The 15,060-nt window shown below is 74.9% G+C and carries 9 protein-coding genes and 1 pseudogene; 5 read left to right on the top strand and 5 right to left on the bottom strand.

The genetic code is table 11. The features are described from left to right. Positions 1-71: 71 nt before the first annotated feature. The 3 genes from ACFV0G_RS19415 to ACFV0G_RS19405 all read right to left on the bottom strand — a co-directional run bounded on the left by ACFV0G_RS19415 (position 72) and on the right by ACFV0G_RS19405 (position 4,163). Complete coding sequence (locus ACFV0G_RS19415; RefSeq protein ID WP_380548882.1) at positions 72-512, bottom strand: hypothetical protein; 441 nt, start codon at positions 510-512, stop codon at positions 72-74. Then, complete coding sequence (locus tag ACFV0G_RS19410) at positions 509-1,996, bottom strand: APC family permease (protein WP_380548879.1); 1,488 nt, start codon at positions 1,994-1,996, stop codon at positions 509-511. Before ACFV0G_RS19410 ends, ACFV0G_RS19415 begins: the two co-directional genes overlap by 4 nt. 112 nt (positions 1,997-2,108) lie before the next feature. Further along, positions 2,109-4,163, bottom strand: a complete 2,055-nt coding sequence (locus tag ACFV0G_RS19405) for a SpoIIE family protein phosphatase (RefSeq protein ID WP_380548876.1) — start codon at positions 4,161-4,163, stop codon at positions 2,109-2,111. Positions 4,164-4,364: 201 nt separating this feature from the next. Here ACFV0G_RS19405 and ACFV0G_RS19400 point away from each other — a divergent pair. Together ACFV0G_RS19400 and ACFV0G_RS19395 are read left to right on the top strand one after the other, a co-directional pair. Then, positions 4,365-4,703: pseudogene (locus tag ACFV0G_RS19400) on the top strand (PAS domain-containing protein); the annotation flags it as partial. 329 nt (positions 4,704-5,032) lie between these two features. Next, positions 5,033-6,046 (top strand): PP2C family protein-serine/threonine phosphatase, encoded by a 1,014-nt coding sequence (locus tag ACFV0G_RS19395; RefSeq protein ID WP_380548873.1) that lies wholly within the window; start codon positions 5,033-5,035, stop codon positions 6,044-6,046. A gap of 37 nt (positions 6,047-6,083) precedes the next feature. Here ACFV0G_RS19395 and ACFV0G_RS19390 read toward each other — a convergent pair whose 3' ends face one another. Then, on the bottom strand, positions 6,084-8,075 hold the full coding sequence (locus tag ACFV0G_RS19390; protein ID WP_380548885.1) for an MDR family MFS transporter: 1,992 nt from the start codon (positions 8,073-8,075) through the stop codon (positions 6,084-6,086). A 225-nt stretch (positions 8,076-8,300) separates the two neighbouring features. Here ACFV0G_RS19390 and ACFV0G_RS19385 point away from each other — a divergent pair, with 225 nt between their 5' ends. Next, positions 8,301-9,833: an ATP-dependent DNA ligase gene (locus tag ACFV0G_RS19385; RefSeq protein ID WP_380548870.1), complete on the top strand. Its 1,533-nt coding sequence runs from the start codon at positions 8,301-8,303 to the stop codon at positions 9,831-9,833. Here the strand turns inward: ACFV0G_RS19385 and ACFV0G_RS19380 are convergent. Then, positions 9,828-10,781 (bottom strand): pseudouridine synthase, encoded by a 954-nt coding sequence (locus tag ACFV0G_RS19380; protein ID WP_380548867.1) that lies wholly within the window; start codon positions 10,779-10,781, stop codon positions 9,828-9,830. The genes ACFV0G_RS19385 and ACFV0G_RS19380 overlap by 6 nt on opposite strands. A gap of 178 nt (positions 10,782-10,959) precedes the next feature. Between ACFV0G_RS19380 and ACFV0G_RS19375 the strand changes: the two genes are divergently transcribed. Both ACFV0G_RS19375 and ACFV0G_RS19370 read left to right on the top strand, forming a co-directional pair. Continuing rightward, a complete protein-coding gene (locus ACFV0G_RS19375) occupies positions 10,960-14,598 on the top strand; it encodes a SpoIIE family protein phosphatase (protein ID WP_380548864.1) in 3,639 nt (1,212 codons plus the stop codon). A gap of 129 nt (positions 14,599-14,727) precedes the next feature. After that, positions 14,728-15,021, top strand: coding sequence for a hypothetical protein (locus ACFV0G_RS19370; RefSeq protein ID WP_380548861.1), 294 nt, complete (start codon positions 14,728-14,730; stop codon positions 15,019-15,021). Positions 15,022-15,060 lie beyond the last annotated feature (39 nt).

Raw genomic sequence — 15,060 nt, 5'->3', positions numbered from 1 at the left:
GTCGCGGGGGCGGCGCGGCGCGGGGGGGCGCGCCGCGGCGGGCGGCGCGCCCCCCCCCCCCCGGCGCGGCGTCAGTTCCGCACGGTGTGGTCGGTGTCGAGGTCGTCGACCAGCTCGCGGTACTCGTCCAGTTTGTCGGGACAGTAGACGTTCAGCACGATGGCGCCGGCCTCGACGACCCTGGCGTCGGCGATGATCGGGCGCTGTCCGGGGCCGCCGGCGCCGTTGGAGAGGTTCACCCGGTACAGCGCGTTCTTCAGCGACCCGGACGGGTCCTTGCAGGCGGCGCCGCCGTCGGTGCCGAGGGTGCGGGCGATCTGGCCCTGGTCGGGGACGGCGGAGTAGCCGGCCGCGACGAGCTGGTCGGAGAGCTGCTGGGCCTTGCGGTAGGACTCGTTGGTGGCGTGCTGCTGGGTGTAGGTCAGCAGGCCGATGACGACCATGGCGACGAGCAGGACGATCGCGCCGATGTAGATGGCGCGGTGCTGGGAGGCCATCCGGGTGGGGCTCATGCGGCACCGCCCCGGGCCTCGGCGGCGGCCGCCGCGGGGTCCTGCCACTCGGGCTTGCGGAACTTGAGGAAGGCGAACGGGATGACCAGGCCGAGCAGCAGCAGGCCGCCCGCGACGATCACCACGTAGGACCAGACGCTGCCGCCGCTGAACTGCGAGGACGGGACGAAGCCGATCACCATGGCGAGCGCCGAGGCGACGAACCCGGTGACGCAGAGGGCGACCAGGGCGGGGGCCCGGTAGCCGCGGGGGTGGTCCGGCCGGGTGCGGCGCAGCCGGATGGCGGCGACGAACATCAGCAGGTAGACGATGAGGTAGACCTGGGTGGTGATCACCGAGAAGATCCAGTACGCGCTGGAGACGTTCGGGATGAAGGCGTACATCAGGGCGATGGCGGTGGTGACCACGCCCTGGGTGACCAGGATGTTCTGCTGGACGCCGTGGGCGTTGAGCCGCTGCAGGAACGGTGGCAGGTAGCCCTCCTGGCGGGAGATCAGCAGCAGGCCCTTGGAGGGGCCGGCCAGCCAGGTGAGCATGCCGCCGAGGGAGGCGGCGACCAGCCCGACCGCGATGACGGGGGTGAGCCAGCCGATGTGGAAGTACTGGAAGAAGGCGTCGAAGGCCTGCATCACGCCGGCGGTGAGGCTGAGCTGGTCGGAGGGCACCACCCAGCTGATCGCGAGGGCCGGCAGGATGAAGATCAGCAGGACCAGGCCCATGGCCAGGAACATCGACTTCGGGAACTCCTTGGCCGGGTTCTTCAGCGAGGAGACGTGGACGGCGTTCATCTCCATGCCGGAGTAGCTGAGGAAGTTGTTGACGATCAGGACGAGGCTGGCGATGCCGGTCCACTGCGGGAAGAGGTGGGCGGCGTTCATGGGCGCGGCCGAGGGGTTGCCCTGGCCGAGGAAGACCAGGCCGAGGACGACCAGCAGCGCGCCGGGGATCAGGGTGCCGATGATCAGGCCGCCGGAGGCGAGGCCGCCGACCGCGTCGGTGCCGCGCGCGGAGACCCAGACGCCGGCCCAGTACAACACCATGATCACGACGGCGGTGTAGAGGCCGCTGTCGGCCAGCGACGGGTTGATGACGTACGCGATGGTGCTCGCCACGTACGCCAGCAGGCTCGGGTAGTAGAAGATCGTCATGGCGAACTGGCACCAGACGGCGAGGAAGCCGAGCGGCTTGGAGAGGCCCTGGGCGACCCAGTTGTAGACGCCGCCGTCCCAGCCGGAGGCGAGTTCCGCGGAGACCAGGGCGGTCGGCAGCAGGAACACGATCGCCGGGACGATGTAGAGGAAGACGCAGGCCAGGCCGTAGACGGCCATGGTCGGGGCGGCCCGCAGGCTGGCCACCGAACTGGTCGTCATCAGTGCCAGCGTCAGCCAGGTCAGGCGCGGGGCCGCGACCGCCTTGACGGCCGTCGTCCGGACGCCGGTGCCCGCACCGGGATCTCCGCCGGCCGGGGCATCCATGGCACTCATGCCGACTCCTCACCGCGGCCCGGGCGGGCCGCCGCCTCCAGCCTCACGGAGGCCGGTCGGGGCCGCACTCGCAAGATCACCGGATTGGACCGGCCTGGGGGGCGACGCGGTGTCAGTCGCCGATGGTCTGCTCGGACCAGACGGTCTTGCCGCGGACGCCGTAGCGGGTGCCCCAGCGGCGGCTCAGCGTCATCACCAGGAACAGGCCGCGGCCGCCCTCGTCGCCCTCGTTGGCGAGCCGCATGTGCGGTGCGGTGGCACTGGCGTCGGAGACCTCGCAGAGCAGGCCGCGGTCGCGGATCAGCCGCAGCTGGACGGGCCCCTGCCCGTAGCGGATGGCGTTGGTGACCAGCTCGCTGATGATCAGTTCGGTGGAGTCGGCGAGGTCGTCGAGGTTCCAGGCGGCGAGCTGGCGGGCGACCAGGGTCCGCGCGGTGGAGACCACGACGGGGTCGGCGGGCAGCGTCCACAGCGCGACCCGGTCCGGGCCGAGCCGGCGGGTCCGGGCGAGGAGCAGCATCGCGTCCTCGTCGAGGCGGTGCGGGACGACGGCGTAGGCGACGTCGTCGCACAGGTCGGACAGGGCGCGGTCGGGGTGGGCCAGCACACGGCGCAGCCGCTCCCGGCCGCCGAGTTCGTCCTCCTCGCGGCCGGCGATCAGGCCCTGGGTGTGCAGGGCGATCAGGGTCTGGGCGGGGAGTTCGGCGGAGACGGCGCGGTGGCCGGCGTCGCGGCTGCCGGTGAGCGGCGGTCCGACGGGGACGTCGAAGGCGACCTCGGCGCCGTTGCGGCCGAGCGCGAGCAGCGGGGGGTGGCCGGCGCTGGCGGCGGTGCACAGGCCGCTGACCGGGTCGTAGACCAGGTAGAGGCAGGAGGCGGTGATCGGCCGGTCGCCGGGGTCGGGGACGGTGTCCGCGGTGAGCCGGTCCACGGTCTCGTCGAGGCCGGCGAGCAGTTCGTCGGGCGGCAGGTCCATCCGGGCCAGGGTCTGGACGACGGTGCGCAGCTGGCCCATGGTCGCGGCGGTCTCGACCCCGCGTCCGATGACGGTGCCGCAGGTCAGCGCCGTCCGCGCGCCGGAGAGCGGGATGACGTCGAACCAGTCGGCGTCTGCTGCGCCGGACAGGTGGAGGAAGGCGGTCTCGACGGCGGGCAGGTCTGGCGGCCGGACGGGCAGCAGCCGGCGCTGCAGGGTGGTGGCGACGGTCCGTTCGCGGATGAAGTGCCGGGCCCGGTCGAGGCTGAGCGCGGTGCGGTCGGCGAGTTCGCCGGCCAGCCGCAGGTCCTCCTCGTCGAAGGACTCCACCCGGTCCGAGCGGAGGAAGACGGCGAGGCCGAGGACCGTCCCGTGCACGATCAGCGGCGCCACGATCATCGAGTGGACGCCGTTCTTCACCAGCCGGTCGGTGTGCTCCGAGTCGGCGGTCAGCCAGGGCTCGTTCTCGGAGAGCTGGGCGACCAGGCGCGGCTGGAGGTCGTGCAGGCTCTGCGAGAACGGGGTCGGGAAGGGCAGGGTGGCGAGCGAGCCGGGGGCGCCGAACGGCGCGCCGTCGCGGAACGAGCGGTGGGCGGCGCGGCGCAGCGGGGTGGCGGCCGCGACGGGGCCGGGGGCGAGCCGGCGGCCGCTGAAGACGTCGTCGAGCAGTTCGACCACCGCGGTGTCGGCGAAGTCGCCGACGGCGACGTCGGCGAGTTCCTCCGCGGTGCGGGTGGGGTCCAGGGTGGAGCCGATCCTCCGGTGGGCGTCGTTGAGGATCTCCAGGCGGACGACCGCGGTCTCCTGCTCGGTGATGTCCTCGGCCATCACGGCGATGCCGAGCACCTTCCCGTCCGGGTCGCGCAGCCGGAACATCGAGAGCGCGACCGTCATCGACCTGGTGGGCTCGGCAAGCGGGTGGCCGGTGACCTTGAGGCGGCGGACGGACGTGCCGGTGTCCAGCACCTGCCGGGCGATCTCGACCAGTTCGTCGGAGTGGAAGCCCGGTGCGAACTCATCGATGGTCCGGCCGATCACGGCCCGCTCGTTCAGGCCGCGCATGCCGCGCGCGGCGGTGTTGAAGCGGACGACCCGCAGCTCGGGGTCGAGGACGAACAGCCCGGCCGGGGCACGGGTGAACAGCGCCTCCACCAGTGCCGCTTCGGTGGACTCGCGGTCGCTCTGTTGCACGGTTCGCGCCTCCCGTCCCCGGCGGTCCGGCCGGTTTCCCGGTGTCCTCCACCCTTCGCCATCGCGGTGCCGGGCGGCAAGTCGGCCCGTCCGGCAGGCGGACGGCGGGCCCGGGCGCGCGGCGGGCGGCCCGGGGATGCACGGGCGTGGCGCCGCCCCGACGATGAGGGCAGGGCACGGTCGACCGGAAGGGGTGCCGGGATGGCGCAGGACGGCTCGTGGCAGCGGCTGCCGTCCCCGCTGCGCGAGCTGCTGGAGGGCACCCCCGGCGCGGTCCAGGTGCTCGACACCGAGCTGCGGTACCTGTACGTCAACCCGGCGCTGGCCCGGATGAACGGTGCTCCGGCGGACGACCACGTCGGCCGGACGATCGCCGAGATCGTGCCGGACGTCGACGCCCGGGACGACGTGCTGCGGGCGGTGCTGGCGGACGGGGTGCCGCGCGAGGCGGTCTCCAGCGGGCACACCCGGTCGGTCTCCCCGGCGGGCCGGCGGTACTGGCACGGGGCGTACCACCGGCTGGAGGTGGAGGGCCGGGTGGTCGGGCTGGTCGGGATCGTCCTGGAGGTGACCGCGTCGCGGCACCAGCAGCACGAGCTGGAGCAGGCCCGGGAGCGGCTGGCCCTGATGGACAGCGCCTCGACCATGATCGGTACGACCCTGGACATGGACACCACCTGCGCCGAGCTGGCGGACTTCCTCGTCCCGGTGCTGGCGGACGCCGCCTCGGTGGAGGTGCTGCCGGCGGACGGGTCCGCGGCGCGCGGTGCGGCCCCCGGCCACCTGCGGCTGCGCCGCGCCGCGCCGCGTGGGGGGGGGGGGCGGCGCTCACGCCGCACGTCCGGGGCTTCGGGACACCCGGCGAGTACGTGGACTACCAGGCGGGCGCGGCGGTGCCGCGGTGCCTGGCGGGCGGGCGCCCGGTGGTCGACAACGCGCTGCCGGACGACCGGTTCGGCCGGTCCGCGCCGAACACGGCGCGGGTGGCCGCGTACCGGGCGGCCGGCATCCACTCGGCGCTGGTGGTGCCGCTGCCGGCCCGCGGCCGGCGGCTGGGCACGGTGACGCTGGTACGGGCCGGCGACTCCCCCGGCTTCGGCGACGACGACGTGCTGGTCGCCCAGGACCTGGCCCGGCGGGCCGCGGTCAGCCTGGACAACGCCCGCCGCTACACCCGTGAGCACGGCATCGCGCTGGCCCTGCAGCGCGCCCTGCTGGCCGAGCCGGGCGCGCCGCACCCCGGGGTGCAGGTCGCCTTCCGCTACCGGCCGGCCGGGGCGAGCGCGCTGGTGGGCGGGGACTGGTACGAGACGGTTGCGCTGGCCGGCGGCACCGCGCTGCTGGCCATCGGGGACGTGATGGGGCACAGCCTGGAGGCGGCGGTGGAGATGAGCCACTACCAGGCGATGCTGCGGATCGTGGCCGGCGAGGGGCTGTCGGCCGGGCCGCTGCTGGACCGGATGGACCGCCTCCTCGCCCAGGTGGAGGCCGCCCGGCCGGCCACCTGCCTGTCGGTGGTGATGGATCCGGCCCGCGGCCTGTGCACGTACGCCAGCGCCGGGCACCTGCCGCCGGCCCTGGTGGCCCCGGACGGCACGGTGGAGCTGCTGCCGGTCGACCCGGGCCCGCCGCTGGCGACCGGGTTCGGCGGCTTCCCGGAGGCGACCGCCAAGGTGCCGCCCGGCCACCACCTGCTGCTCTACACCGACGGGCTGGTCGAGCGCCGGGAGGAGTCGATCGACGCCTCGCTGGCGCGGCTGACCCGGCTGCGGCTGCCCCGCGGGGCCGGCGGCGAGCAACTGCTGGACGCGGTGCTGGCGGACCTGTCCCCCGCACCGGACGACGACGTCGCCCTGCTCACCGCCGCCTTCTCGGGCCGCTGAGCGCCCCGGCCGGACGGCGGGCGGGGCGCTGCGCCGGTCAGCGGCGGCCGGCCGCCACCGGCTCGTCGGGGTGGCCGGGCGGCAGGCCCTCGGCGAGGTCCTCGACGATCAGGCGCTTGGCGATGGCGTCCACGGCGGCGCGCAGCTGGGCGCCCTCCGGGCGGCCGCTGTCCTGTTCCAGGCGCTGGTTCAGCCAGGCCGCCCAGGCGCGGGTGAGGACCTCGGCCTCCTGCCGGCCGGCCGCGGTGTGGCTGTAGTAGCCGTCGGTGCGGGAGAGGTAGCCCTGGGCGGCGGTCCGTTCGAAGACCGGGGCGAGCACCTCCGGGGGCAGCCGCCGGGTGGCCGCGATCAGACCCAGGCGGGCGTGGCCGACCGTACGGGTGAACAGCTCGACCTGCATGACGGCCCACGCCCCGGCGATGTCCAGCCGGGTGCCGGACTCCCGGACGATCCGGCGGGCGGTGTCCAGGTCGGTGTCGCGCAGGATCTTGGCGACGGACAGCTCCAGCAGCCGGGCCGAGTCCCCGGAGTTCGGGGAGGCGAATCCCTCGCCCATGTCGGTGGAGGTCGCCCGGGCGGTGTCGCGGAGCTTCACCTGCTTGAGGAAGAGCGCGACCACGAACCCGGCCCCGGCGACCGGCACCGTCCACAGGAACACGGTGTGCAGCGCGTCGGCGTACGCGTTGACGATCGGCGCGGACTGCGCGGCGGGCAGGGCGTGCAGGCCCTTGGGGCTCTGGGCGGCCCGGGCGAGCAGCGCCGGGTCGGCCCCGGTGAGCCGTGCGGAGGTGGCGATCGCGGCGGGCAGCCGGTCGCCGAGGGCGTTGGTGTAGATCGTGCCGAAGACCGCCGTCCCGAAGGAGGAGCCGAGGGTGCGGAAGAAGGTCACCCCGGACGTGGCGGTGCCCAGGTCGGCGTAGTCGACGGTGTTCTGGACGGCGATGGTGAGCACCTGCATGCACAGGCCGATGCCGACGCCGAGCACCAGCATGTACAGCGACTGCAGCGCCACACCGGTCCTGGCGTCCATCCGGGACAGCAGGTACAGGCCGACGCCCATCACCAGGGAGCCGACGATCGGGAAGATCCGGTACCGGCCGGTGCGGCTGACCATCGTTCCGCTGAACACCGAGGCGACCAGCAGGCCGAGCACCATCGGCAGGGTCCGCACCCCGGAGGTGGTCGCCGAGGCGCCGTTGACGTACTGCAGGAAGGTCGGCAGGAAAGTCAGCGCACCGAGCATGGCGAAGCCGACGATGAAGCTGAGCACCGAGCAGACGGTGAAGACCGGGTTGCCGAACAGCCGCATCGGCAGCATCGGCTCGGCGGCCCGGGTCTCGACCCAGCAGAACAGCCCGAGCGCGACCACGCCGCCGACGAACAGCGCGATGATCACCGGTGAGGACCAGTCGTACTCGACGCCGCCCCAGCTGGTGGCCAGGATCAGCGAGCTCGCGCCGACCGCGACGAGGCCGATGCCCAGGTAGTCGATGACCGGGCGGCTCGCCGAGCGGATGGACGGGATCGTCCGGGCCGCCGCCAGCACCACCACGATCGCGATCGGCACATTGACGTAGAACGCCCAGCGCCAGGTCAGATGGTCGGTGAACAGGCCGCCGAGCAGTGGGCCGATGACCGTGGCGACGCCGAAGACGGCGCCGATGGCGCCCTGGTACTTGCCGCGCTCGCGCAGCGGGATGACGTCGGCGATCAGCGCCATCGAGGTGACCATCAGGCCGCCCGCGCCGACGCCCTGCATCGCCCGCCAGGCGATCAGCAGCCCCATGTCGGTGGCCAGGCCGCAGAAGAAGGAGCCGGTGATGAAGACGATCGCGGAGACCTGGAAGACCACCTTGCGGCCGAACAGGTCGCCGAACTTGCCGACCAGGGCCGTCGAGACGGTCTCCGCGAGCAGGTAGGACGTCACCACCCAGGACTGGTGCGAGGCCCCGCCGAGGTCGGCCACGATGGTCGGCAGCGCGGTGCCGACGATCGTCTGGTCCAGGGCGGCCAGCAGCATGCCCAGCATGATCGTGCCGAACACGATGTTGCGCTGCCGCCGGTCCAGGACGGGCGGCGCGGCGGTGGCCGCCGCAGGGCCGGTCTCACTGGTAGTCACCCTCGCATGGTCGCCCGGCCGGGCGCGCCGCGCCTGCGCTGCGCGGCCGAGCGGTGAACGCCGTCCCGGCCGGTGGACGCGCCCCGGACGGCGCAGGATGGGTGGCGAGCACGCCCCGAGGTCAGGAGCCCGACGGTGCTGGAACGCGTTGCACGGATGTCGCAGGCGGCCGCCGCCGAACCCGGCCGGACGGCCAAAATCGCCCTGCTCGCCGACGGACTGCGCGGGCTCGGCCCGGTGGAGGCCCCGGCCGCGGTGGCGCTGCTGTCCGGCGAGGCGCGGCGGATGCGGATCGGGGTCGGCCACGCCGCGCTGCGCGACCTGCCGCCGCCCGCCCGGACGGCCGGTCTCGGCGTCCTGGAGACCGAGGAGCTGCTCGGCCGGATCGCCGCCGTGCACGGGCGCGGGGCGCAGGCCGAGCGGCGCCGGCTGCTGGACGGGCTGTTCGGCCGGGCGACCGGCGACGAGCAGCGGCTGCTGCGCGGGGTGCTGGTGGGCGAGCTGCGCCAGGGCGCCCTGGACGGCGTGCTGGCGGAGGCGGTGGCGAAGGCGGCCGGGGTGCCGGCCGACGCGGTGCGCCGGGCGCTGATGTTCCGCGGCTCGGCACGGGCGGTCGCCGCGGCGGCGCTGGAGGGCGGCGCGGCTGCGCTCGGCGCGTTCGGCCTGGAGGTCGGCCGGCCGGTGCGGCCGATGCTGGCCGCCGCCGCGCCGGGCGTGGCCGAGGCGCTGGCCAGGATCGCGCCCGCGGCCCTGGAGTGGAAGCTCGACGGGATCAGGATCCAGGTCCACCGGGACGGCCCCGAGGTCGCGGTGTTCACCCGGGGCCTGGACGACATCACCGCCCGGGTGCCGGAGATCGTCGCGGCCGCCCGCGGCCTGCCGGTGCGCACGGCCGTGCTGGACGGGGAGGCGATCGCGCTCGGCCCGGACGGCCGCCCCCGGCCGTTCCAGGTGACGGCGGCCCGCACCGCGTCCCGGCAGGACCCGGAGCGGCTGCGCGCCGAGGTACCGCTGCACCCGTACGTCTTCGACCTGCTGCACCTCGACGGCGAGGACCTGGTGGACGCGCCGGGCGAGCGGCGCTGGGGCGCCCTGGCGGGGGTGGCGGACGCCTCCCTGCGGGTGCCGCGCACGGTGACGGCCGACCCGGCCGCAGCGGCGGACTTCCTGGCCGACGCCCTGGCCGCCGGGCACGAGGGCGTCCTGGTGAAGGACCCGGCGGCGCCGTACGCGGCGGGCCGGCGCGGCGCCGGCTGGATCAAGGTGAAGCCCCACCACACGCTGGACCTGGTGGTGCTCGCAGCCGAGTGGGGCAGCGGCCGGCGGCGCGGCTTCCTGTCCAACCTGCACCTGGGGGCGCGCTCGGGCGGCGAGCCGGGGCTGCCGGAGTGGGTGATGCTCGGCAAGACCTTCAAGGGCCTCACCGACGAGCTGCTGGCCTGGCAGACCGGCGAGCTGCTGGCCCGGGAGACCGGCCGGGGCGCGTACGAGGTGCGGGTGCGGCCCGAGCTGGTCGTGGAGATCGCCTTCGACGGGATCCAGCGCAGCCCGCGCTACCCCGCCGGGCTCGCCCTGCGCTTCGCCCGGGTGGTCCGCTACCGGCCGGACAAGACGGCGGCGGAGGCGGACACGGTGGCCGCCGTCCGCGCGCTGGGCCGCGGCCTATGACGGGCCGCGCTCCCAGGCCGGCCGGTCCGTCCACGCGGCGAGCGTGCGGCGGGTCTCGAAGCGCTCCTGACGGCCGGTCACGGGATCCCTGAACTCCAGCACCGCGGCGAGCAGTTGGAGCGGGCTCCGGAAGTCGTCCGGGGCCGGTTCGGGGAGCACGTGCGGGTACAGCGGGTCGCCGAGGATCGGCACGCCGAGCGCCGCCATGTGCACCCGCAGCTGGTGGGTGCGGCCGGTGTGCGGGTGCAGCCGGTAGCGGCAGAGCCCGTCGCGGCAGCCGTCCGGCTCGATCCGGGTCTCGCTGTTCGGCTCGCCCGCCACCTCGCGCGCGGCCAGCTCCCCGCGCTCCTTGACGATCCGGCTGCGGACCGTCCGCGGCAGCACCGGCCCCGGGCCGCAGCCGGCGACCGCGAGGTACTCCTTGCGCACCGCGCGCCGCTCGAACAGGCCCTGGTAGGCCGCCCGGTGCTCCGGCGCGACGACGAACAGCACCAGCCCGGCGGTCAGCCGGTCCAGCCGGTGCGCCGGGCTCAGCCGGGGCAGGCCGAGGTCGCGCCGCAGCCGGGCCAGCGCGGTCTCCCGCACGTGCACCCCGCGCGGGGTGGTGGCCAGGAAGTGCGGCTTGTCGGCGACCACGATCCGCTCGTCGCGGTGAAGGACCTCGATGCCGAACGGCACCGGCACCTCCGGCTCCAGCTCGCGGTGGAACCAGACGAACGCCCCCGGCCGGTACGGAGCGTCCGGGGCCAGCGGGCCGTCCGCGGCGAGGAACTCGCCGGCGGCGAGCATCGCGTCGACCCGGTCGGCGCCGATCGCCCGCCCGTACCGCTCCACCAGGTGGTCGCGCACGGTCGGCCAGCCCCCGTCGGCGGGCAGCCGCAGCCGCACCGCGTCGATGCCGTCGCGCTGCGGCAGCGGGCTCGCCGGAACACCTGACCTGCGTCTCACCGTCCGTACCCTAGCGGGCCGCCCGCCCTCCGCTCGTCTGTGCGGCGCCGGGCCGCCATGGGAGGATGGCAGGGCGGGAAACCCCGACGCCGACCTTCGGACGGTGCGTGTGGACAGCTACGAGCGGGATGTGGATCCGCCGGTCCGAGGGGATCCGGCGGCGGGTCGCGGGGAGCGGGTGCCGGACGGCCTGCTCCACGTGCCGATCGCGACCGCGCTGATCGCGGACGACGGCCGCATCCTGCACTGGAGCCCGGACGCCGAGTCGCTGCTCGGCTACAGCACCCAGGAGGCGGTCGGCGCGCGCGCCGCCAACCTGCTGATCACCGAGGACCAGCGGGACGACGTGATGCGGCTGTTCACCGACATCCTCAGCGGCCGGGCCTGGTCGGGCGTCTTCCCGGTCAAGCACCGGGCCGGCCACCACGTGAACCTCGAGTTCCGCACCCACCCGATCAGCGGTCCGGGCGGCCGCCCGCTCGTCCTCGCGGTCGCCTCCGACGTGACCGCGCTGCGCCGGCTCCAGGCCGACCTGGCCGTCCTGGACGGCTTCTTCACCCAGTCCCCGGTGGGCATGGCCGTGTACGACCCGGAGCTGCGCTTCGTCCGGCTGAACGACGCACTCGCCCGGATCAACGGCATCCCGGCCGCCGAGCACCTCGGGCGGCGGATCACCGACATCCTGCCCGGCATCAACGGCCAGGAGATCGAGGCCGTGATGCGGGACGTGCTGACCGGCGGCCCGGCCGTGGTCGACGCCCGCTCGCACGGGCAGACCCCCGGCGACCCGGGCCACGACCACGCCTGGTCGGCGTCCTACTTCCGGCTGGAGCAACCCGACGGGGACCCGCTGGGCGTCAGTTCCACCATCGTGGACGTCACCGAGCGCTACCGGGCCGAGCGCACCGCGGCCGCCGCCCAGGAGCGGCTCTCGGTGCTCGCCGACGCCACCGTGTCCATCGGCACCACCCTGGACCTGCGGCAGACCGCCCGGGAGCTGGCCGAGGTGATCGTCCCGCGGCTGGCCGACGCGGTCGGGGTGTTCGCCCTGGAGCACCTGGTGTCGGGCACCGAGCCGCCCGGCCCCGGCGCCGAACTGGAGGTCCGCCGGCTCGCGGTCGCCACCACCGACCCGGAGCACCCGATCGGCCAGCTGCCCACCGAGGCCGTGTACCGGCTCCCGCCGGACTCGGTGTACGCACAGGCCCTGACCACCGGCGTGACCGTGCTGGCGCCCAACTGGGACCTGCCGCTGCTCGCCGACGAGCAGCTCACCGCACGGGTCCGCGAGTACCTCGACGACCGGCCGCGGCCCGTCCGGATCACCCCCCTGGTGGCGCGCGGCACCGTGCTCGGCATGGTGGTGTACTCGCGCAGCGCCGACCGCGAGGACTTCAACCCGGCCGACGGCACGCTCGGTGACGAACTGGCCTCCCGGGCCGCGGTCTCCATCGACAACGCGCGGCTCTACCTGCACCAGCGGCAGACCGCACAGGCCCGCGAGCAGGCCCTCACCGAGGCCCGGGCCGCCCAGGAGCGGCTCGCCCTGGTCAACGCCGCCTCGGCCCGGATCGGCACCACGCTCGACCTCGTCCAGACCGCCCGCGAACTCGCCGAGACCGCCAGCCCCCGGCTCGCCGACACCGTCATCGTGGAGGTGCTGGACGCCCTCGTGCGCGGCGCCGACAGCACCCCGCAGGGCCGCGCCGACCGCTCGGCGGTGCTGCGCCGGATGGCGTTCCACACCGTGCCGGGCAGCGGCATGCGGCCGATCGCCCCGGTCGGCAGCGTCCACCGCTTCCACCCGTCCACCCCGTATGCCTGGGTACTGGCGCACCGCCGCCCGGTGCTGCTGCCCGAGCTCGACGACCGGGCGCTGAACTGGTTCAACGACGACCCGCAGCGCGCCGCGGCCGTCCGCGACCAGAACGTGCGCTCGGTGATGGTGGTGCCGCTGATCGCCCGCGGCGCGGGGGTCGGCGTCGCCACCTTCTACCGCAGCATCACCGAGCGGCCCTACGACGAGGAGGACCTGCGGCTGGCCGGCGAACTCACCGCACGGGCCGCCGTCTCCATCGACAACGCGCTGCTGTACACCCGGGAGCGGGACGCCGCCGAACAGCGCCAGCGGGCCCTGGAGGCGGCCGGCGCGGCCCAGGCCCGGCTGGCGCTGCTGAACGAGGCGTCCACCCGGATCGGGACCACGCTCGACCTCCAGCGCACCGCGGAGGAGCTCATCGACGTGGTGATCCCGCGGTTCGCCGACTTCGTCACGGTCGACCTGCTGGAGTCGCTGCTCCAGGGCGACGAGCCGGAACCCGTGCCCCGGGACGGCTCGGTGATGCTGCGGGCGGTCGCGATCGGCGAGGTCGACGAGTCCGGGACGATGGTCGGCGCCGCGGACCCGGTCGGCGGCAGCTCCCGCTCGGCGCAGCTGTACGCGCAGAGCCTGCGCACCGGCCGGTCGATCCTGGTACCGCACGTCGACGAGGAGGCGCTGCGGCGGATCGTCGCCCACCCGGAGCGGATCGCGCCGAGCCTGGAGGCCGGGGTGCACTCGTACCTGATGGTGCCGCTGCTGGCCCGCGGCACGGTGCTCGGCGGGGTGGAGTTCGTCCGCACCCGCAACCCGGAGGCGTTCACCCACGCCGACGTGGCGCTCGCCGAGGAGCTGGCGGCCCGGGCCGCGGTCTGCATCGACAACGCGCGGATCTACCGGCGGGAGCGGGACACCGCGCTCACCCTGCAGCGCAGCCTGCTGCCCCAGGACGTACACCACACCCCCGGCCTGGAGATCGCCCACCGCTACCTGCCGAGCAGTGTGATCAGCGAGGTCGGCGGCGACTGGTTCGACGTGGTGCCGCTCAGCGGCGGCCGGGTCGCGCTGATCGTCGGCGACGTGATGGGCCACGGCATCCGGGCCGCCGCCACCATGGGCCAGCTGCGCACCGTCGCCCGGACGCTGATCACCCTGGACATGGATCCGGCGCGGGTGCTGCGGCGTCTGGACGACGCGGCGGCGGCGATCGGCGAGAGCCAGTTCGCCACCTGCGTCTGCGTGCTGTTCGACCCCGCCGACCGGGCCTGCAGCGCCGCCACCGCCGGGCACCTGCCGCCGGTGATCGCCCTGCCGGACGGCTCCACCGAGCTGCTGGAGCTGCCGCCGGGCGCCCCGCTCGGCATCGGCGGGGTGCCGTTCGAGTCGGTCCGATTCGACCTCGCCGAGGACGCCATCCTGGTGCTGTACACCGACGGCCTGGTGGAGCGCCGCGACCGCGACCTGGACGAGGGGATCGACCTGCTGCGCCGCACGGTCGCCACCCGGCGCGGCTCGCTGGAGCAGACCTGCGACGCCGTCCTCGCCACGCTCGGCGCCTCCGCCGGGCAGGACGACATCGCGGTGATCATGGCGCACGCGCAGCCGGTCGGCGGCGACCGGATCGCCACCCTGACCCTGGAGGGCGACAAGGCGATGGTGCGGCACGCCCGCCGCTTCACCCGCCGCACGCTGGCCGACTGGGGGCTGGCCGGCACCGCCGACCTGGTGGAGCTGCTCACCAGTGAGCTGATCACCAATGCGCTGGTGCACGCCGGGGCGCCGGTGCGGCTGCGGCTGTTCCGCAACCAGCTGCTCACCGTGGAGGTGTCCGACCGGGACAGCCGGGAGCCCCGGCTGCGGCGGGCGCACGCGGAGGACGAGGGCGGCCGCGGCATGCACCTGGTGAACGAGCTGGCGCACCGCTGGGGCGTGCGGAACACCGGCGACGGCAAGGTGGTCTGGTTCGAGCTGGAACTGCCGCCCGGCGCGACGCGCTGACGCCGGGTCGGCCTGCGCCGAGCGGGTGATCCGGCCTGCACGGGCGGGTGAGCCGCCGTGTCGGTTCGTATGCGGCCGCGGCCGGGGCCGGAGGATCGGTGCCGTCCGGCTCACCGACCAGGAGGACCCATGCGTTCCAGCCTTGCCAGGATCACCACCGCCGCGTTCGTCGCCGGCCTCGCGCTGTTCGGCGCGGCGGGCACCGCGTCCGCCGACATGACGGGCTCGCTGGCCGTCGGCGGCAACGCCTACTCGGACGACGGCGGCGCGCTCGCGGTCGGCGGCGACGCCGAGTCGATCCTCGAGCACGCGCTCGCGGTGGGCGGCGACGCGGCGTCCGAGAACGGCCCGGCCTTCGCGGTCGGCGGCGACGCCGCCGGCGAGGGCCTGGCGGGTGCCGTCGGCGGCGACGCCTCCTCCTGACGGCAGCTCACCGGCCCGGCCGGGCGGCACTCGACGAGG

It is taken from the genome of Kitasatospora sp. NPDC059571 (assembly GCF_042735675.1).
Classification (GTDB): domain Bacteria; phylum Actinomycetota; class Actinomycetes; order Streptomycetales; family Streptomycetaceae; genus Kitasatospora.
The sequence above is the reverse complement of the archived record's forward strand: the minus strand, read 5'-3'. Positions and strand labels throughout refer to the sequence as shown.